Origin of the sequence: Acutalibacter muris (assembly GCF_002201475.1) — a bacterium.
Lineage (GTDB): Bacteria > Bacillota > Clostridia > Oscillospirales > Acutalibacteraceae > Acutalibacter > Acutalibacter muris.
This window is the reverse complement of sequence record NZ_CP021422.1, coordinates 201,146-224,491: the sequence shown is the minus strand read 5'-3', so window position 1 is coordinate 224,491 and position 23,346 is coordinate 201,146. Positions and strand designations below refer to the sequence as shown.

The 23,346-nt window shown below is 53.3% G+C and carries 27 protein-coding genes and 2 pseudogenes; 11 read left to right on the top strand and 18 right to left on the bottom strand.

Annotated features, from left to right (window positions below):
• Positions 1-6: 6 nt before the first annotated feature.
• The 7 genes from ADH66_RS01160 to ADH66_RS01135 all read right to left on the bottom strand — a co-directional run bounded on the left by ADH66_RS01160 (position 7) and on the right by ADH66_RS01135 (position 6,612).
• Positions 7-360, bottom strand: coding sequence for a NusG domain II-containing protein (locus ADH66_RS01160; protein ID WP_157130615.1), 354 nt, complete (start codon positions 358-360; stop codon positions 7-9).
• The gene (locus ADH66_RS01155) at positions 347-1,261 is read right to left on the bottom strand and encodes an FAD:protein FMN transferase (protein ID WP_084384601.1); all 915 of its coding nucleotides are present in this window, start codon (positions 1,259-1,261) and stop codon (positions 347-349) included. Before ADH66_RS01155 ends, ADH66_RS01160 begins: the two co-directional genes overlap by 14 nt.
• A gap of 91 nt (positions 1,262-1,352) precedes the next feature.
• Positions 1,353-2,396, bottom strand: a complete 1,044-nt coding sequence (locus ADH66_RS01150; protein ID WP_207653020.1) for an FMN-binding protein — start codon at positions 2,394-2,396, stop codon at positions 1,353-1,355.
• 120 nt (positions 2,397-2,516) lie between these two features.
• Positions 2,517-3,929: a hypothetical protein gene (locus tag ADH66_RS01145; protein WP_066536750.1), complete on the bottom strand. Its 1,413-nt coding sequence runs from the start codon at positions 3,927-3,929 to the stop codon at positions 2,517-2,519.
• Positions 3,930-4,214: 285 nt separating this feature from the next.
• A complete protein-coding gene (locus tag ADH66_RS01140) occupies positions 4,215-5,708 on the bottom strand; it encodes an ABC transporter transmembrane domain-containing protein (protein WP_207653019.1) in 1,494 nt (497 codons plus the stop codon).
• Positions 5,687-5,962 (bottom strand): 6TM ABC transporter family protein, encoded by a 276-nt coding sequence (locus ADH66_RS19770; RefSeq protein ID WP_066536755.1) that lies wholly within the window; start codon positions 5,960-5,962, stop codon positions 5,687-5,689. Before ADH66_RS19770 ends, ADH66_RS01140 begins: the two co-directional genes overlap by 22 nt.
• A 5-nt stretch (positions 5,963-5,967) precedes the next feature.
• The gene (locus ADH66_RS01135; RefSeq protein ID WP_066536758.1) at positions 5,968-6,612 is read right to left on the bottom strand and encodes a MarR family winged helix-turn-helix transcriptional regulator; all 645 of its coding nucleotides are present in this window, start codon (positions 6,610-6,612) and stop codon (positions 5,968-5,970) included.
• 323 nt (positions 6,613-6,935) lie between these two features.
• Between ADH66_RS01135 and ADH66_RS01130 the strand changes: the two genes are divergently transcribed.
• The 7 genes and pseudogenes from ADH66_RS01130 to ADH66_RS19615 form a co-directional block, all read left to right on the top strand.
• Positions 6,936-7,607 carry an MATE family efflux transporter gene (locus ADH66_RS01130; RefSeq protein ID WP_236757156.1) on the top strand — a complete coding sequence of 224 codons (672 nt, stop codon included), beginning with the start codon at positions 6,936-6,938 and terminating at the stop codon, positions 7,605-7,607.
• A gap of 261 nt (positions 7,608-7,868) precedes the next feature.
• The gene (locus ADH66_RS01125) at positions 7,869-9,593 is read left to right on the top strand and encodes an ABC transporter ATP-binding protein/permease (RefSeq protein WP_084384602.1); all 1,725 of its coding nucleotides are present in this window, start codon (positions 7,869-7,871) and stop codon (positions 9,591-9,593) included.
• Entirely contained in the window at positions 9,594-11,249 is a 1,656-nt protein-coding gene (gene cydC, locus ADH66_RS01120; protein ID WP_236757155.1) for a thiol reductant ABC exporter subunit CydC, read from the top strand.
• Complete coding sequence (locus tag ADH66_RS19765; protein WP_157130617.1) at positions 11,249-11,398, top strand: nitrous oxide-stimulated promoter family protein; 150 nt, start codon at positions 11,249-11,251, stop codon at positions 11,396-11,398. Before cydC ends, ADH66_RS19765 begins: the two co-directional genes overlap by 1 nt.
• Positions 11,395-11,775: a YbaN family protein gene (locus ADH66_RS01115; RefSeq protein WP_066536761.1), complete on the top strand. Its 381-nt coding sequence runs from the start codon at positions 11,395-11,397 to the stop codon at positions 11,773-11,775. Before ADH66_RS19765 ends, ADH66_RS01115 begins: the two co-directional genes overlap by 4 nt.
• Before the next feature lie 75 nt (positions 11,776-11,850).
• Entirely contained in the window at positions 11,851-12,633 is a 783-nt protein-coding gene (locus ADH66_RS01110; RefSeq protein ID WP_066536763.1) for a ZIP family metal transporter, read from the top strand.
• A gap of 41 nt (positions 12,634-12,674) precedes the next feature.
• Positions 12,675-12,755: pseudogene (locus tag ADH66_RS19615) on the top strand (TetR family transcriptional regulator); the annotation flags it as partial.
• Here ADH66_RS19615 and ADH66_RS01105 read toward each other — a convergent pair.
• The 5 genes from ADH66_RS01105 to ADH66_RS19760 all read right to left on the bottom strand — a co-directional run bounded on the left by ADH66_RS01105 (position 12,734) and on the right by ADH66_RS19760 (position 16,522).
• Positions 12,734-13,603, bottom strand: coding sequence for a M15 family metallopeptidase (locus ADH66_RS01105; RefSeq protein ID WP_066536765.1), 870 nt, complete (start codon positions 13,601-13,603; stop codon positions 12,734-12,736). The pseudogene ADH66_RS19615 and the gene ADH66_RS01105 overlap by 22 nt on opposite strands.
• 144 nt (positions 13,604-13,747) lie before the next feature.
• Entirely contained in the window at positions 13,748-14,890 is a 1,143-nt protein-coding gene (locus ADH66_RS01100; protein WP_066536771.1) for a sensor histidine kinase, read from the bottom strand.
• A complete protein-coding gene (gene vanR / locus ADH66_RS01095) occupies positions 14,880-15,578 on the bottom strand; it encodes a VanR-ABDEGLN family response regulator transcription factor (protein ID WP_066536772.1) in 699 nt (232 codons plus the stop codon). Before vanR ends, ADH66_RS01100 begins: the two co-directional genes overlap by 11 nt.
• 264 nt (positions 15,579-15,842) lie before the next feature.
• The gene (locus tag ADH66_RS21565) at positions 15,843-16,295 is read right to left on the bottom strand and encodes a transposase (RefSeq protein ID WP_162288740.1); all 453 of its coding nucleotides are present in this window, start codon (positions 16,293-16,295) and stop codon (positions 15,843-15,845) included.
• A complete protein-coding gene (locus tag ADH66_RS19760; protein WP_157767180.1) occupies positions 16,274-16,522 on the bottom strand; it encodes a DUF2800 domain-containing protein in 249 nt (82 codons plus the stop codon). Before ADH66_RS19760 ends, ADH66_RS21565 begins: the two co-directional genes overlap by 22 nt.
• A gap of 675 nt (positions 16,523-17,197) precedes the next feature.
• Between ADH66_RS19760 and ADH66_RS21430 the strand changes: the two genes are divergently transcribed.
• On the top strand, positions 17,198-17,302 hold the full coding sequence (locus ADH66_RS21430) for an HNH endonuclease (RefSeq protein ID WP_330397654.1): 105 nt from the start codon (positions 17,198-17,200) through the stop codon (positions 17,300-17,302).
• Between the two features lie 128 nt (positions 17,303-17,430).
• Positions 17,431-17,793 (top strand): TraM recognition domain-containing protein, encoded by a 363-nt coding sequence (locus tag ADH66_RS01080; protein WP_084384311.1) that lies wholly within the window; start codon positions 17,431-17,433, stop codon positions 17,791-17,793.
• 356 nt (positions 17,794-18,149) lie between these two features.
• On the opposite strand, the gene ADH66_RS01075 is transcribed toward ADH66_RS01080, so the two are convergent.
• The 5 genes from ADH66_RS01075 to ADH66_RS01060 all read right to left on the bottom strand — a co-directional run bounded on the left by ADH66_RS01075 (position 18,150) and on the right by ADH66_RS01060 (position 20,808).
• A complete protein-coding gene (locus tag ADH66_RS01075) occupies positions 18,150-18,731 on the bottom strand; it encodes an RpnC/YadD family protein (protein ID WP_157767178.1) in 582 nt (193 codons plus the stop codon).
• Positions 18,638-18,982: a hypothetical protein gene (locus ADH66_RS19755; protein WP_066536782.1), complete on the bottom strand. Its 345-nt coding sequence runs from the start codon at positions 18,980-18,982 to the stop codon at positions 18,638-18,640. The genes ADH66_RS01075 and ADH66_RS19755 overlap by 94 nt, the downstream gene beginning before the upstream one ends.
• Positions 18,983-19,045: 63 nt before the next feature.
• Positions 19,046-19,318 (bottom strand): hypothetical protein, encoded by a 273-nt coding sequence (locus tag ADH66_RS19750; protein WP_066536790.1) that lies wholly within the window; start codon positions 19,316-19,318, stop codon positions 19,046-19,048.
• 202 nt (positions 19,319-19,520) lie between these two features.
• Positions 19,521-20,189 carry a group II intron maturase-specific domain-containing protein gene (locus tag ADH66_RS01065; protein WP_162288739.1) on the bottom strand — a complete coding sequence of 223 codons (669 nt, stop codon included), beginning with the start codon at positions 20,187-20,189 and terminating at the stop codon, positions 19,521-19,523.
• A gap of 136 nt (positions 20,190-20,325) precedes the next feature.
• The gene (locus tag ADH66_RS01060) at positions 20,326-20,808 is read right to left on the bottom strand and encodes a reverse transcriptase N-terminal domain-containing protein (protein ID WP_157767177.1); all 483 of its coding nucleotides are present in this window, start codon (positions 20,806-20,808) and stop codon (positions 20,326-20,328) included.
• Between ADH66_RS01060 and ADH66_RS21560 the strand changes: the two genes are divergently transcribed.
• Entirely contained in the window at positions 20,798-21,145 is a 348-nt protein-coding gene (locus ADH66_RS21560) for a transposase (protein ID WP_089413691.1), read from the top strand. The genes ADH66_RS01060 and ADH66_RS21560 overlap by 11 nt on opposite strands.
• 8 nt (positions 21,146-21,153) lie before the next feature.
• A pseudogene (locus tag ADH66_RS21555) lies at positions 21,154-21,501 on the top strand (transposase); the annotation flags it as partial.
• Here ADH66_RS21555 and ADH66_RS01050 read toward each other — a convergent pair.
• Positions 21,416-23,284 carry an ATP-binding cassette domain-containing protein gene (locus ADH66_RS01050; protein WP_407922941.1) on the bottom strand — a complete coding sequence of 623 codons (1,869 nt, stop codon included), beginning with the start codon at positions 23,282-23,284 and terminating at the stop codon, positions 21,416-21,418. The pseudogene ADH66_RS21555 and the gene ADH66_RS01050 sit on opposite strands and share 86 nt — an antisense overlap.
• Between the last annotated feature and the right edge of the window lie 62 nt (positions 23,285-23,346).

The following is a 23,346-nucleotide window of genomic DNA, read 5'->3' as shown; positions in this document are numbered from 1 at the left end:
AGTCTCCTAACCAGCCAGAGCATCTGTGCCGGCGTCAGTAAATTCAATCACCAATTTGTGCGGCAGGCAGATGATAGGCTGCCCGGTGCTCCACCCCATGTGTACACAGGTCTGATCCGGGCAGTTGGCAGAAACCATGCGGAGGCGTCCCGCCTCCACACGAAGGGTGTTGTTTTTATCTCCGCTTTTTATTGGCAGATCATACGGTTCCGTCACCTGGGACAAATCCACCGAGTGAAGGCAGGAGCCGTCCTGATACACTTTCGCCATCGTTCCCTGAGGCCTTGGAGCCAGCAGCCCTCCGATAGACAGCACCAGTGCCGTTCCCAAAGCTGCGACCCATGTTTTAGTCTTTATCACGATACTGCACCTCCACCTTCATATCCGCATACTTTCCCAGTGGCTCAAAGGAATCCGCTAGGCCGTCAGTAATAACAACCTTGTCCTCCATGATGAAAATCGCCTCGAAGTCCCCCTGCGTTTCCCAAAACGTCAAGGCACGTTCCGGGCCCATGACAAACAGCGCTGTGGACAGTCCGTCGCAGGCTATACCGCTGTCGCCGATCACTGTTACTGAGAGCAGCCCGTTTGAGGCTGGCCAGCCTGTTTTTGGGTCAATAATGTGGTGGTATCGGTTGCCGTTTTCTTCAAAGAAACGCTGATATCCTCCGGAGGTGATAACGGCTTTATCGGATATCTCCACTGCCCCGGCATAGCCATCTCCGGAGGGGCTGCGAACTCCCACCCGCCAGGAGGAACCATCTGGCTTGGAGCCCAAAGCCTGCACGTTGCCGCCCAGATTTAACAAGGCACTTTCTACTCCCCTTTGCCGGAACATCTCCATAACTTTGTCCCCAGCCCATCCCTTTGCCACGCTGCCCAGGTCGATTTGCATTCCGGGTGACAGTGACGCTGTTCCACTGTCCAGCTTGACCTTGTGGTAATCGACCAACGCAAGCGCATCTATCAAATCAATTTCCTCTGGTACCTTATACTCTCCTGTAGTAAAGCCCCAGGCCCGCACTACCGGATAAACGGTAATATCCAATGCGCCATCTGTCCTTTCGCACAGAGCAAGCGCCTTCTCAAGCAGCGATTCTGTTTCTGAGGTAACGGCAGCTTTACCATTGCGGTTTAGTTCGGCAATCTCACTGCTGCTGTCGGTTACTGATAAGCGCTGCTCTATGTCCAGTATCAGTTCTTCTCCCTCGGCCAGCAGACTTTCGCTACCGTATACTGCCAGCTCCATCACCGTATCCATTGCAAAGAAAGTGGCGGAATGCGGCTCCGTCTGCTGTCCGCAACCAGACAATAGAGCCGTCAAAACACACGAAAGTAACCTCCGTTTCACTTCATTCACCTGCACTTTCCAGCGCAGCCTCCACCGCGTCGATAATGCCGCCGGAGGAGTAAGTCGCCCCGGTTACGGTATCCACCTGGGTATGGTTCGCTGCCAGGATATCGTCTATCACATACAGGGCGTCGCTGAAATATGGCTCGTCATCCCGGCTGGAAATAATAGAAATATCTGTGATATGTCCTCCCTCCACGGTCACACTCACCTCGATCGGGGCGTTCATTCCCATGGCGCTGCCGGTATATGTGCCCTCCCGATAGCCGCTGTGGCTTTCCGTGACAGATTCAACTGGCGGGGCAGATTCTACAGAATTCGAGTTGCTCCTCCCCAGAAAAAGCACCACGCTCGCACTCAGAGCCGTACAGCATATTACCGCCACTGCCTGACGCCTCGCCAGAAGACAAGAGGTGTTTTTCCTTTTCGCCAACGCTTTGCTTATCCGGCAGGACAGATAACTTAAAAACACGGTGACGTAGACGAAGACAGTCAGCTGGTACGTGCTCTCTCCATGTACCGCTTCAGGTACTGTCAACAGCAGGATATGACAGCAGAGCAGCCCGTAAAAGCCATAGGCCAAGCGCTGGAGGGCCTTCCATCTTTTGGGCTGCATTTTCCGGCGCACCGCCATAAACGATGTGATAAACAGCGGCAGCATGATAAGCATCATCAGCACAGAGCAGATTGCCGCCAGCAGCTGGCCAGTGGGCAGGCTGGCCGGGTCGGTGAACAGCCGGACAAAATACACCCGGCCATATGCGGCGTTATGCCCAAGGGTCAGTATGGAGGCCAGGATAGACAGCTGCCCCCGGAGGGGCATAAGCTTTTTGATGGGTGCGGAGCCATTGGGAAACGCCCCGGTGAACATGACAATAACAAACAACGCTCCCGCTAATCCGCCCCGGGCAAACATAGGCCAAATATATGCCTTAAACCCGGAAGGCAACGCCACGCCATACCATGTTACTGTGACCACCGCCAACGCAATAGCTGCCGCCCCCACATAAAATGGTATTGGGTATGCCCGAAGAACTTTGCTCAACAAGATTACAAATAATATAGAAATCCCCAACGAAAGTAAAAATACCATTGTGTTCTCCTAAAACAACTGCCGCAAAACCGCAAGGGCGGCTCGGCGGCAGAGAATGATGGAAAGTTATACTTAATGTCCGCCTCTTTCGCCGCGGCCTGCTTCATTGCTGGTAAGCTGGGTGAGTTCGCTAATCAGCGAACCCGCCTCGTCGGAGGCAGCAGAAGTGTTTGCCAGCAGTTCCTCGGCTTCCCGGAGATGCTCCTGGAGCGTGGCGTTATCCGGTTCAACAGCCAGCTTTTCCTTGGCTGAGGCAATCAATGTTTCCAGGGCTGCCTCCTGCCCGGAAGATATGGGAAGCGCGACCGTGATATCCGCATAGGTGTCGGAGGAAATTACCGCGCCATATGTGCCGCCCGCCTCCAGTCCGTCAATAGCGGAGACCTCCAAAACATAATCAGCCGTGCCGTCGGCCAGCTCGGTTTCCAGCAGCGTTGTGACCTCCCGGCTGCGCCCGCTGCCCAGGGTGTAGGTAACAGTCAGCTTGCCCTTTTCAAATGCGGAGAAATCACTGGTAGAGAGGGTTACGCTATCATAGGAATCTGAAACGGTAGCGGTTATTGTCCCTTCATAGAGTGGCTTGATATATATTCCGTCAAATTCATAAACATAAGCGCTGTCCGGCATAATATAGGTGATCTTTGTGACCGTTTCACCCACCAGCTTGGAAAGCTCCGGAAGATTGTCAAAGCCGCTGATATGTGTGTTATGGGTGTTGTCGGCAAGCACGTTGAAGGATACCTCATAGGGCTGCACCCAAATACTTTGCAGGTGTTCCATTCCCACCTTCAGGCCGCTGTCGGTTTCCAGGATAATGCCCTGGATCTCACTGCCAATATCGAACCCCTCATCCTCCCGGGTGTTGCGAAGATGGACGGCGGTCCCGTCGGTCACATTGATTTGATAGTCGCCCCAGTTGGTACCTGTTTGCAGTTCGGCGGTGGCATCGGTAACGGTGTCGGCAATATTGAACTGGGTAGCCGAGTAGACCGCCTTGTTACCTTCCATTTTGACAGTTTTGTACTGGGTTGGAGCTTCACCCTCAATGGGTGCGAAACTGTCGTTAACAGCCTGATAGGCCTCCAGCTCACTTGCCGGAACAGCGACATTCACGTTTTTAACGCCGGTAATATGGTAACCCTCCGCGTTGGCAGTTTCATCAACAAAATCTGTGGACATATTTGCCATGATTTCATACTTGGAGGTGGTGGCAGAGGTGACTGCATCGAAGTTATCAGTGCTGGACACATCGCCCGAGTAAAATTCGGCATAGGTCAGGGTGGCTGTTCCAAAGACCATTGCGTCGCCTGCCAATTCCTGGCCCGCCGTTTCCTGTTCAGAGGGGAGAGCACTGCTGGATTCCGCCGTACTGGAAACTGCATCGGAGTTGGGTTCTGAGCTGTTTTGGCTGGGTGAGCCGCAGGCGGCAAGGGACAGCGCCAAAATAAACGCGGCAGCGGATGTGGATAGCTTTCTCAAACTCATATTTGTACCTCTTTCATAGATTTTTGGTGCGGAGCTGCCAGGGATTACCGCGGATGCCCGGAGCTCATATGCTGTTAGCCATAACTAACGCATTTGGAAAGTAAAAGGTTAGTTATCACTAACCTTTGTCAGTATACATCATCCAAAACAAAAAGTCAAGCACTTTTTCCAGATTTTCCCCTTGTAAAAAAGACAGAGAAATAAAGTCCCCGGAACTCCGATGAATCCCGGGGACTTTAGCTAATGTCGGTATTTTAACTGCTCATGGGCACATTATTAAACGTTTTAGTACGCTCTAAGGAACTGCCCCACCATCTCCATAACCTCTTTCGTCCAGCAGCCGGTGCCGTGGCCCGCGCCGCAAACTTTCACAAACTCGGCCCGGCCACCATGCTCCCGCACTTTCTCACAGAAGCGCAGTCCCTGCCGCATAGGGAGGATAGGGTCCTCCTCACCCTGAAGGAACAGAAACGCCGGCAGTTTTTCTGCCCTCTCGATATAGTTGATGGGGCTGGCGTCGGACAGCATCCCTTCGGGATTCTGTCGAAAATCCTCCTTGAAAATCTCCCTGGCCTCAAAGGGGAACTCGCCCTCGCCGGGCCGGAGCTTCTTGTGTTCTGCCAGACGGTCAGGCACAAGGTTCAGCAAATCGTTTGGCCCGTAGAAAATGACGCAGGACTCCACCTCGGTGCTTTGATCCAAATGTTCGCCTATGTTAAAGCGTTCCTCGTTCCCGGTAAGAGCAGCCATAGCCACCGTGTGGCCGCCAGAGGAATCGCCCAGCAGCATTACGTGAGCGGGGTCTACATGATACGTTTCCGCATTGGCCCTCAGGAAGCGGATGGCCTCTTTGGTGTCCTGCACGGCAGCGGGAAAACGCACATCCTCCTTGTAAGTCCCCCGATACTCAAGGCTGGCCACTACAAAGCCCAATTTGGCAAGTTCTACCATTTTCGGCACATGGGCATACCCTTGTGCGCCGCTCCAGCCGGAACCGGGTACGTCCACCAGCACCGCGCCGGACTGCGCGTCGTAAAAGCGGGGGATCAGGTTTGCCAGGCTGGTCTTGCCGCAACCGGTAGCGCCCATAATGGCGACGGTTTCACCCGGGGCTATTTTCAAATTGATATTTTTCAGGACCAAACGCCCACTGCCGGGGTAGCAAAAGCTTACGTCGCGAAACTCCACAGCCCCCCGCAGCTCTACACTACCGGCAAAACTGCCGTTTTCCAGTTCGGGCCGGGAATCCAGAAGCTCTTTGACCCGTTTCCAGGAGGCCAGTCCTTTTGAGATACTCTGAAACAGCATGACCAGCATAAGGAGGCCGTGAAGCAGCTGGGTGGTGTAAGTGATGGCCGCCATAATGACCCCAGAGGTCGCGCCGCCGCTGCTTACCTGCCGGAAGCCGGAAAGGCAGATGGCGGCTACCGTCAGGTACATCAAGGCGTTTATAGCCGGGTTCATAAAGGTGAAAACCACCAGTACCCCCAGCTGTATCTTGATCAGTTCATCGTTGGCCTTGCCGAAGCGGGCCTTTTCATATAATTCCCGCACGCAGGCCTTGATGATGCGGAGGCCGGAAACGTCCTCCTGCATAATGGAGTTGAGCCTATCAAGCTGGGCCTGGAGGCGTAGGAAAAGCGGGTTCGCTTTCCATAGGCAGAATGCTAAAACGCCCACAATAAATGGGAACGCGCACAGCATAATAAAACCAAACGCGCGGTTGAGCAGGAACATAAACGTGATGCTGCCCAGTGTCAAAAACACACAGCGGACCATGCCCCGGACAAATGGACAAACACATTGTTCATGGAGCCGCATAGGCCGCCGAACAATACCAGCCCAATCATTTGCAAGCCCAAGGTCCAAACCAAGGATAAATCCCCTAGGCCATCTCCGTTCATCCCCAGCACGCCATCGTCCACGATACGGCTCATAATGCCGGGCTGCACCAGATCCATCAGTACTTCTCCCATCATGAAGAGTCCGGCAAGGACCGCCAGCGGCAGGTATCTTTTGACATATTTCCACATGGAGCCTACCTGCCGCTTTCCCGAAGGGCCCTGCCTTTCCCGCAGGGGTTTGGGCAGTTTAGGCAGTCGTGGTTGCAGTGGGGCCGGTCCTCCGCGCTGCCCTCGTGGCGGAGCTCATGGCCCTCCTGTTCACTGTGGGGGCCGTGTTTCCCATGGCGGCCCTGGTGATGGCACTGCCGTTGCGCGTAGCGGGACTCCCAATCCCTGTTGACCTTTTCCAAAAGCCCCAACAGCTGGGATTTCTCCTCCTCGGACAAGGCCGCGAACATCTCCCTGTGCCGTCCCTCCCGCTGACTTTTTGCCTCTTTCGCCTGTCTCTCACCCTCCCCGGTCATGGTAACGTCCACCGTGCGGCGGTCGCTTTCGCTCTCCGTGCGGGTAAGCAGTCCTGCGTTTTCCAGCTTGGCGACCACCTCGCTGGCGGACCCGGGCTGGATGCCCAGCCGCTCTGTCAGCTCTCGCTGGGTAATGGGGCCAGTTTCTAAAAGCAAAATCAAAACGCGTTTCTGGCTGCCCCGCCCCTCGGACAAATCCCGCATGGTGTGGCTGATGTCCCGCAGGTTGATGACCAGCCTGCCGTTTGTGTCCTCACTCTCATAGTGTGCCCGGCGCTGGGCCACATGCTTTTCGTAGTTTTCCTTGTGTCTCATACAGAGAGCTCCTTTCAAATTTGCATTAGGTACCTTGATATTATAACTCTACGACTGTTGGTTGTCAAGGTACCTTTTGATTTTTTACCCGCAGCCCGAAGCAGGAAAACCTTTGTGCAAAATGCCTATTTGACTTCCCAAGCACAAATCTGCTACAATTTAAAGGCAAACAAAATACAGCCCTTCAACGACACACGCAGCGCGGCTCCCGCGCGTAAGCCTGATTACGGTACGGAAAAGCGGCGTGTGTCTGTTCTTTTGGGGAGGCCAAGGGCGGCACACATCCGGCGTGTGCTGCCCTTGGCATTTTCAGGAGGTTTTTTATGCAAGACAGCGTCTATCTTGGCACGGAAAAGGTTGGCAGGCTGCTGGGGAAATTTGCCCTCCCATGTATCTTTTCACTGATTATTTCCTGCCTATACAACATTGTGGACCAGATTTTTGTAGGCAACGGCGTGGGCTATCTGGGCAACGCCATTCTTGGCTCTTTTCTTGGCGGGGTGGTAATTATTGCCATAGGCTATACCTGGGGCGACGGCCTGCTCCAGCTGATTGGGGCCACCGGGCAAAACCTTTCCCTGGCCCATGACTGCGGCTTTATCATCTACGCCATGATGCCCCTGGCCCTGGTGCAAAACACCCTGGCCTCTATTATCCGCGCGGAGGGCAGCCCCCAGTACGCTATGGGAGCCATGCTGGTGGGCGCGGTGCTGAATATTATTGGAGACCCGGTGGCGATTTTTGTACTGGATATGGGGATAAAGGGAGCGGCCTGGGCCACGATTTTAGGGCAGTTTGTCAGCTTCTTAATCTGCGCGGCCTATCTTGCCAGGAGTAAGACCTTCCGCATATGCGGCGGCAGCTTCAAGCCGAGGGGTAAGCTTCTCCGGCAGGTGATGGCTCTGGGCGCGTCCAGCTTCCTGACGCAGCTATCCATTGTGGTGATTACAGTCATTAATCTCTGGGCAGGACTGGGGCGACCCTCACCATTATGAGTTGAGCATAGACAGTTCGATAGGGGCAGAGAGGGCTGCGGTGGTTATTTGTAAATATCTTGGGTAAGTGCACTTTCGTGCATTCGGGCGAAGGGGAGGGGACGCGTTTATCGCGCCTCCTCCTTGCGTTTGCTCAAAAAATTTGGTTGACAAAAAGCGTGCGGGATAGTAAACTGGATACAGTTAGCGTAAACTAATTAAAGCGCTATTATATCCCCGCGCAGTTAGCGTGAATTAGCTAAGAGGTGAATCTGATTTATGATGATCAACAAGCGCCTAATCGGTACGGTCCCCGAGAGCCGGAAATATGTGGCCGGGAACATAGCCCTGCAATGGCTTTCCCTGTTGGCAAACATAGCCCTGATGACTGCTATAACAGCCCTTTTGGCCGCACTGGCCCTTGGTGAGACTGGTCAAATCGGCCTGACGGCAGCGGTAGCGGCAGGAGCCGTCGTCGTTCGGTTCTCCTGCACAGTGGGGGCCAGCCGCATGGGCTATCTCTCGTCCAAGGCCGTCAAGCGCACCTTGCGGGAGCTTATCTACCGCAAGCTCCTCCGGCTGGGGGCTGGCTATCGCCAGAGCGCCAGCACCGCCGAGGTGGTTCAGGTGGCGGTGGAGGGAGTAGACCAGCTGGAGACCTACTTCGGGGCGTACCTGCCCCAGTTCTTCTACGCCCTGCTGGCCCCGCTGACCCTATTCGCCTACCTGTGCACAGTAAACGTACCCTCGGCGGTGGTGCTGCTGGTGTGCGTGCCGCTGATTCCCATAGCCATCGCCGCCGTGCAGACCTGGGCCAAGAAGCTGCTCGCCAAATACTGGGGGCAATATACCGCTTTGGGCGACACCTTTCTGGAAAACCTGCAAGGCTTAACAACCTTAAAAATCTACCAGTCCGATGGTTTCAAGCAGGAGGAGATGAACCGGGAGGCCGAGAGCTTCCGGCGAATCACCATGAAGGTGTTGACCATGCAGCTGAACTCCATCACCATCATGGACCTGATCGCCTACGGCGGCGCGGCCCTGGGGGTGGTGCTGTCCGTGACCCAGTACCGGGCCGGGCGGGCGGACTTGGCCGGATGCCTGCTCATTATCCTGTTGTCCGCGGACTTTTTCATTCCCATGCGGCAGCTGGGCAGCTTTTTCCACATCGCCATGAACGGCATGGCTGCCAGCGAGAAGATTTTCCGTCTGCTGGATCTGCCCGAGCCGGAGCAGGGCGCGGCTCCTTTTCCAGAGGACTGCTCCATTACCTGCACTGGCCTAGGCTTTGCTTACGAGCCTGACCGGCCCCTTCTTCATGACATCGAGTTAGCTGTGCCTAAAGGCGGCTTTACCGCTGTCGTAGGAGAATCCGGCTGCGGCAAGAGCACCGTCGCCGGGCTTCTCATGGGACGGAACCGGGGATATACCGGCTCCCTCCAGATTGGCGGCGCGGAGCTGACGGACATTGCCGAAGCAAGTCTGATGAAAAACATCACATATATCAGCCACCAGAGCTATCTGTTCAAGGGAACGGTGCGGGAGAACCTGCAGATGGGCAGGCCCGATGCCACGGACGATGAACTCTGGGCGGCGCTGGAAAAGGTGAAGCTGGACGGTTTCCTCCGGCAGGAGAAGGGCCTTGACACCCCCCTCACCGAGCAGGGTGCAAACCTCTCCGGGGGCCAGCGGCAGCGGCTGGCCCTGGCCCGGGCGCTGCTCCACGACAGTCCAGTGTACGTCTTCGACGAGGCCACCTCCAACATCGACGTGGAGAGCGAGAACGACATTATGGCAGAGATTCACCAACTGGCCAGGGAAAAGACGGTCATTCTCATCTCCCACCGGCTGGCCAATGTGATCGGCGCGGACAACATTTATGTGGTGGAAAAGGGCCGCGTTGTGGAGCGCGGTACACACTATGAGCTGCTGGATAAGCGGGGCGCTTACGCCGCCCTCTGGAACGCCCAGCAGTCTTTGGAGAACTACGGAAGGGAGGCCATCTGAATGAAAAGGAGCGGATTCAAGGTAATGCTGCGGCTGATAGGGCTGGTACAGCCTTTAGCCGGGTTCATGGCGCTGGCGATTGGGATGGGCCTTGCCGGTCACCTGTGCGCGGCGTTCATCACCATCTTCGGCGGGTATGCGGTGCTGGATTTATTGCAGTTTGACACGCCCTTCAGCCTGACTGCCATTTTCATTTCCGTGGGCGTGTTCGCCTTGTTGCGGGGCCTTTTGCGCTATGCCGAGCAGGCCAGCAACCACTTTATCGCCTTCAAGCTGCTGGCGCTCATAAGGGACCGGGTGTTCCGCGCCCTGCGGCGTCTGTGCCCCGCCAAGCTGGAGGGTCGCGACCGGGGTGACCTTATCTCGGTCATCACGTCAGATATTGAACTGCTGGAGGTGTTCTACGCCCACACCATCTCCCCGGCGGCCATTGCCGGGCTGTTTACGGTGGTGATGTGCCTGTTCATCGGCAGCTGCCACTGGGCGCTGGGGCTGCTGGCTCTGTTCGCTTATGCCGTTGTGGGGCTGGCCGTGCCACTTCTGACCTCCCGGTTCAGCGGGGAGGAGGGCATGGTATTCCGGCAGGAGTCCGGGGAGCTGAGCGCCTTTGTGCTGGACAGCCTGCGGGGGCTGGACGAGACCCTCCAGTACGGCCAGGGGGAGGCCCGCCTTGCCCAAATGAATGCCCGCACCGATGCTCTCTCAGAGAGCGAGTCCAGAAGGAAGCGCAAGGCGGGACGGAGCATGGCGGCCACAAACACGGTGATCCTTCTGCTGGATTTAGCAATGCTTTTCGCCTCGGCGGCACTGTACAGCCAGGGGCAGGTGGGATTTGCCGGAGTGCTTATCCCCACGGTGGCCCTGATGAGCAGCTTTGGCCCCTGCGTGGCCCTGGCGAACCTGGGCAGCACCTTGCAGAGTACCTTTGCTGCTGGCAACCGGGTCTTGGACCTTCTGGACGAAGCGCCTTTGGTGGAGGAGGTCAGCGGTCAGACCCAGGTGGAGTTCACCGGCGCGGCGGCGGAAAATCTCAGCTTTTCCTATGGCGGCGAAGAGGTACTCAGCGGGCTGAGCCTGGACATTCCCAAGGGGCAGGTTGTCGGTATAGTGGGCAGAAGCGGCAGTGGCAAGTCTACCTTCTTAAAGCTGCTCATGCGCTTCTGGCGGGCAAGGCCGGGTCAGGTGCAGGTCTCGGGCCGGGAGGTGGGGCAAATCAACACTCGAAACCTCCGGGACATGGAGAGCTTTGTCACCCAGGAGACCCATCTGTTTCACGACAGCCTTCGCAATAACCTGCGCATTGCAAAGCTGGACGCTACAGACGAGGAGATCATTGCCGCCTGCAAAAAGGCCGCTGTCCATAACTTCATCATGACCCTGCCCAAGGGCTATGACACTCCCGTGGGCGAGCTGGGCGGTACCCTCTCCGGCGGGGAGCGCCAGCGACTGGGACTGGCGAGAGCTTTTCTCCATAACGCGCCGCTGATGCTCCTGGACGAACCCACCAGTAACCTGGACAGCCTGAACGAGGCGGTGATTTTGAAGTCCCTGGGCCAGGAGCGGGATGGTAAGACCGTGGTGCTGGTGTCCCACCGGCAGAGCACCATGCGCATAGCAGACCAGGTGTACTCGGTGGAAAACGGGAGGCTGAGCTAATGGACACAAACACAAAGCGGGAGCGGGAGAAGATACGGGCGGTGATGTGCTTTTCAGGACCCAGGAGGCTCTTTGTCTGCCCAGTGCAGGCGGTGCGGCACGTGATAGAAACCAGAAACGAAAGACGCAGATTGGAGGAACAGATATGAGAATCAGGAAAATCGGGTACATAGTTTTAGGAGGTGTTGGCGTTGGGCTGGGTGCGGTGGGGGCGGTTCTGCCCTTAATGCCCGCGTTTCCGTTTTTACTGCTGGCGGCGTTCTGCTTTGCCCGCAGTTCAGAGCGCTTGGACAGATGGTTCAAGGGGACGAAGCTCTATAAGGAGAACCTGGAGAGCTTTGTCCAGGGCAAGGGTATGACGAAAAAGACAAAGGTGCGCATTATGGTGACGGTGACTTTGCTCATGTCCATCGGCTTTGTGATGATGCACGCCGTGCCGGTGGGCCGCATCGTGCTGGGGTGCGTGTGGGTGTTCCATATCCTGTATTTTTGCTTTGGGGTCAGGACGATTCCGGCAGACGGCTGACGGGAGTATTTCAAGCTGACAACGGCGCATAATGTACACAGCACCCAAACGTAACGCAGGAGGCGAACGCTGAAAATGGTACGAAACGTTCTGGCAGAATTACTGCTCCCCTTTCTGGGCACTTCCCTGGGGGCAGGCTGTGTGTTCTTCATAAAAAGCGGGCTGAACCGGGCTGTCCAACGCTCCCTAACCGGCTTTGCCGCCGGGGTCATGGTGGCGGCTTCCGTGTGGAGCCTGTTGGTGCCCGCCATGGAGCAGTCGGCGGATATGGGCAGGCTGGCGTTCCTTCCGGCGGTGACAGGGTTCTGGCTGGGCATACTGTTCCTGCTGGTGCTGGACAGGGCGATACCCCATCTGCACCAGGGCACAAACCAGCCGGAGGGCCCTCATGCCCGGCTGAAACGGACGACCATGCTGGTGCTGGCGGTCACCCTGCACAATATCCCGGAGGGAATGGCGGTGGGCGTGGTGCTGGCGGGGTGGATTTCCGGGAACAGCGGCATTACCGCCGCCGGTACGCTGGCCCTGTCCCTGGGCATCGCCCTGCAGAACTTCCCGGAGGGAGCCATCATCTCCATGCCGCTCCGAGCGGAGGGAACGGGCAAAGGGCGTGCTTTTCTGTACGGCGTTCTCTCCGGGGTGGTGGAGCCTCTGGCGGCTATGCTGACTATTTTGGCGGCTGGGTTCATTCTGCCCGCGCTGCCATATCTGCTCAGTTTCGCGGCGGGAGCTATGATTTATGTTGTCGTGGAGGAGCTCATTCCCGAGGCGTCTGTTGGGGAGCATTCCAACCTGGGGACGCTGTTCTTTGCGGCTGGGTTTGCCGTTATGCTGGCACTGGAGGTGGCGCTGGGGTAGGCGGGGAGAGCATGACGGCTATACTATAAAATTTTTATGTGGCTTCCCCGCGGAACCTTGTCAGGACGGTCGGAGTGACTACCGGGGCTTTCTATGGTTACTACTCCAGCAAGGAGGCCCTGTCCGCCGTCAGCGCGGTGCTGGCTCCAGCCCGCGGTGAAATTCCCCCTTTCATTTCCACATACTCCTCCAGGCAAAGCCCCTGCTCATACATCTCCGTGGCGGCCTCCACCCCTACATAGCGGTAGTGCCAGACCTCCTCCACCGTGCCGGTAGTATCTGTCTTTTCCCCCGGATAGCGGAAGATAAATCCATACTTATAGCTGTTCTCCTGGAGCCAGATGAATACATCATAGGTTGCCCCCTCCACGTCCACCGCCAAGCCAAGCTGATGCTCGCTGGTACCCGGGACAGCCACCCACTTGCCCGCTTCAGCTTTAGCCTCCTCCTCTGAATAGCCCCGGGATTTGTACTTGTTTACCTCGGCGTCATACAGCTCCTGCTGCACCTCCTGGGTACGGTAGCCGGAGATCACCCGGGGCAGCTCGTCCCAGTTGCCCTCCCTGGCGGCTTCAAGCATCTCCGTCAGCGGCCCATAAATGCGCTCGTCTACCTTCTCCCCGCCGGGGAGCTCCTTGAGGCTCACGTTGTACCCCTCCGGGAGGGGGTTCCAGCGGTTCACAAGGCGGAGGTTCCAGTCCGTGCCGTCCTCGTAAACTGTTGATGGCTCCTGGGGCTGGCTGTCTTGAATTGTCAGGTCTGGCGTGTCCTGCTTGGTCTCGCTCAGCGCCAGTCCGGGGAAGGTGGAGCTTTCCGGGGGTGGCAGCTTATTCACATAGTCCCTGCACCCCATTGCCGCCAGGAACACCAGCATAGCCGCGCAGGCCGCGCTCGCCACCCATGTGGCGAGGGTGTTCCTTCTGTGTCGCTGCCGATATCTGCGCCTGCGTGCCATTGCTTTCTCTGTCATATGTCATGCCTCCTAGAAAAATAATAAGCGTTCTCATCTGGCATAGTAGTAAACGCAGACGGCTTTGCCGCCGCGTTAACTACATCATACCAGATGGGAACGCTCTGTTCTTTAATATGAGATTGTATCTTTCCTAAGAAAATCCTAAGATTGCGCGGGCAGGGTGACGGTAAATGTGACGGTTTCATCTATGCTCTCCGCTGTTATCCTGCCCCCATGCAGGGTGACGATCTCCTTGGCGATAGCCAGCCCCAGCCCGGCCCCGCCGGTGCCCGAGGTGCGGGCTTCGTCCAGACGGTAGAATTTTTCAAAGAGGGAATTAAGCTTTTCCTGTGGGATAGTCCTGCCCCGGTTGCTAAAGCGGAGGGTGACGGCCCCCTCCTTTTCTTCCGCAGTGATGACAATTTCCGTGTCAGGGTAGCTGTAGGCAGCGGCGTTTTTCAGCACATTTCCAAACACCCGAGCCAGCTTGTCCGGGTCGCCAGGGACGGTGAGGGCTTCATCGGCCTGCAATCTGACCGTATTACCGTTCTTCTCCAGCACCGGCAGCAGCTCGTCTGTGAGCTGCACCAGCAGGTAGTAGAGGTCCACCGGCTCCTTCTGGAGGGCTATCTCCTGCAAATTGTACCGGGTGATGTCGAAGAATTCGTTTATCATCTTTTCAAGCCTATAGGCTTTGTCCAGGGTGATGCGGGTGTACTTGGCCCGTTGCTCTACCGGCATATCCGGGGCCTCGTTCAAAAGGCTCAGGTAGCCGATAACAGAGGTCAGGGGGGTTTTCAGGTCGTGGGCCAGGTAGGCGATGAGGTCGTTTTTGCGGGTGGTCTCCTCCTTTAAACGGCGCTCATTTTCCAGCAAGGCTGACTTGATGTCTGAAAGCTGCGCGGATATCTCGGCCTGCTCCTTGGGGAACACCGTTACGGCGTCGGCGCTGCCTTTCATGTAAGCCCGCAGGCGCTGGCTGATGTCGGTGATGGTGCGCTTTTCCTGGCGTTTGGCGGCGGCCTGGGCGGCCACAAAAGCCGCCGTCAGCCACAAGAGCGTGCCGCCGATGAACACCGCCAGCACAAAGGGCTTCAGCCGCCCCCAGTTGATGGTGTGCCAGATCTCCCCTGTGCCCTCTACGGGGTTGAAGTGGCCCTCGGTCTGGGTGAAAAAGCCCTCGAACCAATCGATAAAAAAGCCATCGAACACGTTGTCCACCAGAAAATACAGCGCCGAGCAGGCTGCAAACCCGGCGGTCAGCAGCATGAGAAGCTGTAATATCTTGGTAATTTTATTTTTCAATTTTATACCCCACTCCCCAGATGGTCTTGATGTACCCGGCGCTCTCCCCGAGCTTTTCCCGCAGGTGCCGGATGTGTACCGTGATGGTGTTGTTGGACTTGGTATAATACTCGTCCTGCCAAATCTGGTGGAACATCTCCTCCGCGCTGACCACTTGGCCCTTGTTTTCCAACAAAATGCGCAGGAGGGAGAACTCGGTGGGGGTCAAGGTAAGGGGTTTTTCATTCAGAAGGCACTCGTGAGTCTTGATGTTCATGGTAAGCCCCGCGTGTTCAAGCACGCTCTGCTGCACGTCAGGCTCGACCGCCATGCCGGGGTTATAGCGCTTGTACCGGCGCAGCTGGGCCTTCACCCGGGCCACCAGCTCCAGGGGGCGGAAGGGCTTGGTGATGTAGTCGTCCGCGCCCAGGGTCAGGCCGGTGATCTTGTCGGTTTCTTCTATTTTTGCCGTCAGCATGATGACAGGGTAGTTATGCTTTTCCCGTATTTTCTGGCAGATGGCAAAGCCGCTGGTGCCGGGGAGCATGATGTCCAATATCGCAAGGTCCAGCTCTGTGGAGGCGATGCAGGCCAGGGCCTCCTGGGCTGTGTAGAACTTGCAGACCTCATAGTTTTCATTTTTGAGGTAGAGTTCTACTAGGTCGGCTATTTCCTTTTCATCATCCACTACAAGGATTTTTTCTGGCATAAGCAACCTCCTTCCCTGTTTATAAAATTGTAGCAAAATATGCGGCACAGTTTCTTGAGCCTTATATGAGAAAACATTAAGATTTTCTTAAGCAGGTACATTTCCTTCACGTGATTTCCTGCCGGCTTATCCTTCTGCAAGCATTATACCGGGATACTCTTGAAATATCAAGGCAAATGACGTTAAAATTCCGATATCAAATATTCGGGTTATCTTTTCTCTGAAGTAGTTTCTTTTTATATGGTTAGTTCTCTGCACCCGCCACTATGACAGGAGGCGCCTGCCGCCGAGAGAGCGCAAGGGTCCCTGGCAATGGCAGGTCAGCACTCGCCCACCCGATTTGCCCGGTCTGCCAGATAGATATACACAGCCACGGCCCTGTGGTGCAAATCCATCTTCGGGAGGGGTATTACCCCCGAACAAAAATACCGGAAATCTGATCATGCAGAAAGAAAGCGGAGACCTTATCGGGAGAAGGTTGTAGGGCTCGCATGAAGGAGGCGGTTTTATGGCGGATATCACGTTTGGTCTGAGGTAAGCCGCCAGAAGGAACAGCTCAATTTTTTTCCGATGCCTGTCCAGTCGGGCTGCGGCCTTTTTCCCATGGTGCCCCTTTAAGTTGTCCAAAATCAGAAAAACCTTTCGGAGGGAGGTCCGAACCAGCCGGTCCATAAATTGGGTCAGGCTCTGCTGATTTATGGAAGCCTCACACAGCATAAAGCGAAGGTCTCCCTGTCTGCGAACCCCCGCTCCAGACGGGCGGAGGAGGTGCAGTTCCTCCAACGGTGGGAGCTGGAGGTGGAGAGGATGCATGGTAAGGCCATGCTTATTGTGTACGAGCCGTTTACATTCAGGTAACGCTCGCCGTTTATGTTCAGTTCACGTGTGACTGTACCTGTGTTCACATCTACGTAAGCCGTTTTGAACCATACTTGTCTTGGCATATTACACATCTCCTTTTTCATATGCAGTCGGCCGTATCCGTTACGGCGGTGTTGGCATTTTGTATTGAACATAGAACATTAAGTGAAGATTGAAAACAAAAGCCCTCGGAGCATACGCTCCAAGGGCTTTTGTTTTTGTGCTTGGTCTATTTTGTTTGGAGACCATTATAGCACCAAATATGGCAATCGTCTGCGCCATAGTATGCTACAGCTCCGTAATGTGCGTTTGAGTCTAAACAGTTGGTAATTGTGTCCTGGACTATTGATCCAACTTTTCGTTACATCTTTGCCGTTGTCCAGGTTGACGTCCCAATTACTGATACAAGGTCCGCTACTACTAAAATGTAGCGCTTCATTTAACCAACCTGCGTATGGCTTTTGGAGTATGCCAATCATTGACCATTCGTGTACCATTGCGACCACTTCGTTTGCGCCTGATCCGTCAGGTCGTACATGGTCGAATTGGTTAAAGTTTTCGCAACGATATCTTGTTTCGATGGCGCGTGTTTCAGCGAACACCTGGGCGCCTTGGTCCCATATGAAGGGTTCAACGCCGTTGTTGATTCTGTGCTGGTTGATAACTATGATGGCTTTCTTTTCTTCATCAGTAGGCAAGCCATCTACATCGTCGATGCATACGCCGTATTTGTTGTAACGATCAGGCTGTGAACGGGCATGAGCGACCTTGATGTTAATACAGAATGGGGAGCGATTATGAACAGAAAGAAACGAAAGACGCTTGTAGTGTGTGGAGACTGCTACGACAGAATCCATAAATAATTGTAGAGGATGTATAGTGGGGAGCCGTATACATCGAGAGGTGTACGTGCGGTTCCGGGGCGAGGGTTCGGAAACCTGCTGTCGTGAGGCAGTAAGGTGCCGGATTCTTAGCCTACACCAATGCCTATATCCACGATTTCGATAGCATCATTGCCACTGTGCGTTCGCGGGGCATTGCCATAAGCATCACATTACAGAGCTTGACACAGCTGGAGGCTCTGTATGGCCCCGCGCGGGCTGAGAGCATCGTAAACAACTGCGACACCTGTATCTATCTCGGCGGACAGGACATACATACGGCGGACTTTATCTCCGCCAAGGCCGACATCCCTCGGAGCGCTATCCTGCAGATGCCTGTGGAGCGGGGTTACCTCTTTGTCAAGGGGCAGGCGCCAACGCCGATACGCAAATATGACCTGGCGGACCATCCGCTTTATAAACAACTGGCTGAGAGCAAACAGCCGGGAAGTTTTGAGTACACGAAGGGGTGACGGTTAGATGAAGATGACAATGTAGATCACTATCACGAAGCGGGATGGTCGGCTTGTAAAAGCTGGTTATCCCGCTTTTTTGTTTTCAGCAATCAAGTAATTGGCTTGAGTGCAGGCAAAAGGGACACGGAGTTACCCGTGTCCCTTTTGTTTTGCAGACTATACCTTGTTTTGCCCTGCGCTTGGCAGTAAACATATCAAGACCAGATTTTCCCAATGTTGTTTAGTAGTAAATGTGTAGTAAATTGCGCTTGCCTATGGGCGAATTTCTCGGTGTTATCGGGGGTTTAGAGGGATTACATAACTTTTTGTTTAACAGATGCCACTTTGATGAAAGGGTTTCGCAAGATGATGACCTACTCATCCTCCGCGATTTTTTTGATTTCATCCAAGTCCAGACCGCAGATGTCAGTAATGTCCTCCAAAGACCCCTGTTGTTTTAACAGCCGCTTGACCACGCCAACCATTGCACTATGCTCGCCTTCGGCTAGACCTTCTTCCAAAGCCTCCTTGCGCGCATAAAACCGCACATCCTCAATCTTCGTCGCCAACGTTATAAGCCTTTCCACCTTTCCCTTGTAGGACTTGATGTCCTCCACCGCCTGGTCTATCCTTGTCAGATACTCAGAATCTGAAATATCAATGTCCAGCTTGCGGCACCTCGCATTGATATACTGCAAGAACTCCAGCGCCGGTTCGCTTAGATTCTTGACGGTAAACGCCGCGTTCAAAATGTAGGCGTGTGAACCGTCTTTGTACATTAAATCTTCAGCACCCTCGATAACACTCTTGCGCTTATAAAGCGCCAAGCCTCGGCCATAGTAGTCTTCTGTGCAGACGAAAATCACGTAGCTCTCTCTGAGCTGACGGCAGCTCTCCGCGGGCTCAAGAGTCTTACGGTCGATACTGCTCTGGTAAAAGCGGATGCGTTTCTCCAAGTCATATGCCTTGCCTGTCTGCATCTCGATGTCGTACTATGTCCCGGCATCGTCAGCAAGAGCAACGTCCAGCCGATGCCGTGCAGGTGTATCCCATCCTTGATGTCCTGCTGTTTTTCGATGTAGGTGATGTTCGCGATTTTCTTTTCCAGGACTGCTTCGAGAAACGGCGTGACATTTTCGGGCTGGCGCATGACCTCCCCGAAGACGAGGTCGTTGGACAAATTGATGTCTTCTATACTTATGCTCATGGGAACCACCTTCTCTCTGCTAATATTATACCCGAATCCGTCGCAAAAAGCAACTCTTTTGTTCTACCCATTGTTGCCCTCCACTGTAGAAGGATCTTCCTTTTCCAGCGCCGACTCCATCAGCCGGGTCAGGAAATCCATCTGTTTGACCCGATGGAGTTTGAGATATTCTTTCATGCGCTGATAGGTTTCTTCGGGCATCTGAACTGTCATCGTTGCCCATGTTGATTTGCACCACATCCCTGGCCTGATCCGGCAGTATGGGCCTGCCGCAGTAATAGCAGCGTCCCTGTTGCCGTTTCCATATCTCTTGGTAGCGCCCGGTTGCTCCGGCAATGGACTTTCGCTCCTGCCTGTGCTGGAAATATTCTCTGTCAATATAAGGATTTTTGTTCAGCAGGACCTTCTCATAGCTTTCAACGAGCAGGGTATCAGAAATCTTCTGCACACATACACTCCTGTTGTCTGGAGGGCAGTATATACTCCGGCCGCGTTGATCCTTGTACCAATACTTGGCCCTGATCCTGGGCGGGTTCTTCTATGGATGCCGGGCCAGCGCCGCCACCCATAGGCAGTTATCTACTAATCCGTCGATCTCCTTAAAGGCTGTCTTTGCATCGGAATAGCGGTGGTAGGAGGCCCATCCGGACAATTGTCGGTTGATGGAATCGATCAGGTTTTTCTGTGAGCGATTGTGGGTGAGGATCAGCTCTTTAAGACCTGCCCTTATTCTGTTAACCGCCGCAGTAGAAGGTGTAACGTGTATGGCTCCGTTCTCTTTTACATAATGGCGGGAAATGAAGTCGAAGCCTTCATATACAGATACAACCTTTGTCTTTTCCTCTGAAATCGTCAATCCCCGCTCTGCCAGAAAGTGTTTGGTATATTCTATGATTTGTTCCGCGTCATCTCGAGTCCGGGCAGTAAAGAAGATGTCATCGGCAAAACGCACCAGGTTGCCGTTGGCATAGTCAATGTCCTGTGTTCCAGGGTATATCATCTGGAATATGTACGCCCGCAAGCCATCCAACACATGGTTTGCCATCATTGGGTAGAGGTTGGCTCCCATGGATATCCCGACTTCCTCGCTGGGAAACAGTTCCCCCGCAAAGACATGTCCCGCTTTCAAAAACTGAGCCAGCACCTTCTTATCCATAGGGATATGCCGCATGAGCCAGTTTCCCTGGATATTAGCATAGCATGACATTACATCCTCGATGCCCACGAATTCTGGTGCATTTGACCCTTGTAGAGCCTCCAAGATGTATGCGTTGTCGTCCAGGCAGAGCGGCCCTCCCGAAAGGCAAAGGACTTCTTTTCTCCCAATGCCTCCAGTACAGGCGCTAGAGAAAAGCCATACACACCTGCATGACCCGGTCAAAGTAGGTGGGGAGACCATAGGTGCGCTCTCTGCCGGTAGATTTCGATTTGACAATGATATCCCGCATGGGTTTAGCTTGAACCCCCTTGGAGGTCAGCATGAGCGCCGCCCGTATTTTCTCCCCTGATTCTTTCCACTTGACGCCGTCAACCCCAAGCCCGGAATTACTGCCGCATATCTTTTGAACCGCCAGCTGTTTGATCTCCATCCGCCGTACAAGCTGTTTTTGCAGAGCGGTTATCGCCTCATCGTCATGTCTGTATGCGGCGAGGGCAATCTGTTTCTGTATATCCGCAAGGATCTCCTTTGCGGCCTGCCAGTCGGTTTCATCCCAGAGTTTCCCAAGGAAATCATCGGGAAAATCTATTGTCCCCTTCCCATCTTGAAAGACAGAAAAGGAATCTGTATAATGGAAAGAAAAGGAGAAAAATAAGATGGGAAACAAAGAAGGCATAGCCCCACGGAGATACGATGAAAAATTCAAAGAAGGGGCCCTCCGGTTGGTAACTGAGCAAGGGCGGCCCAGCAAGGAGGTGGTAGCAGAACTTGGGATCTGCATCGACACACTGCGCAACTGGCTGAAGGCAGCAGGAGAGCCTCCCCCCCGGCCAAGCGGACCGGTAGAACCGGGAGGCAAAACGTGCCCTGGGGCTGGACGGACTCAACCATATGATAAAGCCGACGATTCCCTGCTCCCGGTGGCGTGTCCACCAGTTGATGAAACGGCTGAATCATTCCGTGCGGAAGAAAGCCTGAAAGAGCACCATAAACTCCAAACATAGCTATCTGATTGCTCCCAATTTGCTTGAGCGTCTGCACGAGGAAAATCGTTGGATATGCATTCTCCGACCGCATCGACACACAACTCACCCTAGACGCCCTGGACACCGCAATTCGCCGGGAACAGCCGCGACCGGGATTGATTTTCCACAGCGACGGGGGCGTGCAATATGCCTCGCATGACTATAGAAACCGCCTGGAAGCTCTTGGAATCCGGCAGAGTATGTCAAATAAAGGAGACCCGTATGATAACGCTGTTGCGGAGAATTTCTTTAGTTGCTTAAAAGCCGAGCTCCTTCACCTTCGGCGTTTTGCTTCCCGGGTTCAGACTCAGGACGACATTTTTGAGTACATTGAGGCTTTTTATAATCATTTGCGTCCCCACTCTGCTTTGGGGTGGCTGGTTCCCGAGCGTTTTGCTTGCCGCTTTGAGCCGGCTGGTTGAGCACTTTTGGTTCATTCGGTTTTCTTGACCTCTTTTGTGTCTGTTTTTTCGGGAAGGGCACATGCGGATTCTCATTCTTGTCACACCTCAGCAGATGTCCATCCTGTAATAGATATGCAACATCGATGATGTCAGTAAATGCAGATTGGTGATCGATCAATATGGTGATCCTATCACTTTTTTCACGTTGCAGAAGCCCTTTTAACTGCTTGCAGCTTTGCACATCTAATGCAGAAGCTGGTTCATCCAAAATCAATAATTGCGGACGCTTTAATAGGGCTCTCAAAATAGCTATTTTCTGTTTTTCCCCTCCCGATATATTATGGACCACACTAGTTGACTTATGATTTGATAAAAATTCAGAAGAACCCAAGAATTCGGACATTCCCATACTGTCTATTTCATGCATGAGGTAATCACTTCCAAATTTTTCGGCTGAAATGTTTTGCAGTAATTCTCGGAAAACCAAGGGAGGCTCCTGCTCAACCGTAGAAATAAGATTTTTCCGAATATATGGCATATCAAGATTTTCCGTGGACATTTTGTTATAGTAAATCTTACCAGAAGCTGGATGTAGCCCTAGCATAATATCTATGAGTGTTGTCTTGCCTGATCCATTGCACCCTATAATTTGATAAATTTCCCCTTTCTTAAATTTAACCGAAACTTGATTAATAAGATTCTCACCTTGTTCGCTATGGGAAAATGAAACTTTTTCAAATGAAACCTCATGTATGGCATCCATTTTTAAACTGCCGATTCTCTCTTCAGCAGTGGATTCCAATCCAACTATCCTAGAGAATGCAGCCAATGCAACTGCATAATCTTTTCCACATCCCATTATATCAGTAAAGGACGACAGGAGGATGGATAACAATGAATTCACGGCAATAAAATTGCCAAGGCTCATCACATCCTTCTGAACGGAAAAACCGCACACCAAAAAGATAATTACGTTAAAGGCGATTTGAATAAGTTGTGTTAATGATGAATACCGCGAGCCTATTTTTGTATTCTTGATTATCGATTTATAGAAAATTTCAAATTCACCTTTTAACAAAGAAAAAAGGATGGTGTACCAGACATTTGCTTTTATGGTGTGAATATTCCTCAATTGATGATTCATTTCGCCAAAAAATTTATCTCGCTGTTCTATTACTTTTTTACTGCTGCTTTCAATTCTTTGACTAAAATTTTTATATATCAAAAAGTATATAGGTAATGTTATCATTACGAGCCAAAAGATGGGTCTGCTGGAATTAAAAAGGAATATCAAGACAGTGATACACAAAAGCGCCTGGACAATCATTCCGATGAATCCATCCAAAAAGAAAGAGGTGATTGTATTAGAATCGTTTTGAATTCTACTGGTTAAATAAACAGGGTTGTGTTCAATTAGCTTTGAATAGGGCAAATGTTCAGTATGATTAAGAAGATGTAAACTAATTGAGTAGGTCAATCGAGTTTTTAAATGCGTAGAATTAACCGATGTCACATAAGTAAGCACCACGCCTATAAGCCAGGAAATAGTCAATATTATTACGCAAGTTACTATATTGGCCGAATCCGTCTTTTTTGTGAGCGCTTCGATATAATTTCCCATAAGTATTGGAGAAATAATTGATAAAAGAGCTGTTGCGAGCAGCAAAAATACTGAGAATAAAAATCTAATGCGGCAGCATTCCGTTTTTTCCATACATAATATATTATCTCCAGCATAGATAAGGTCGATCCTTTCCATTGTGTCTTAAGTCCCCG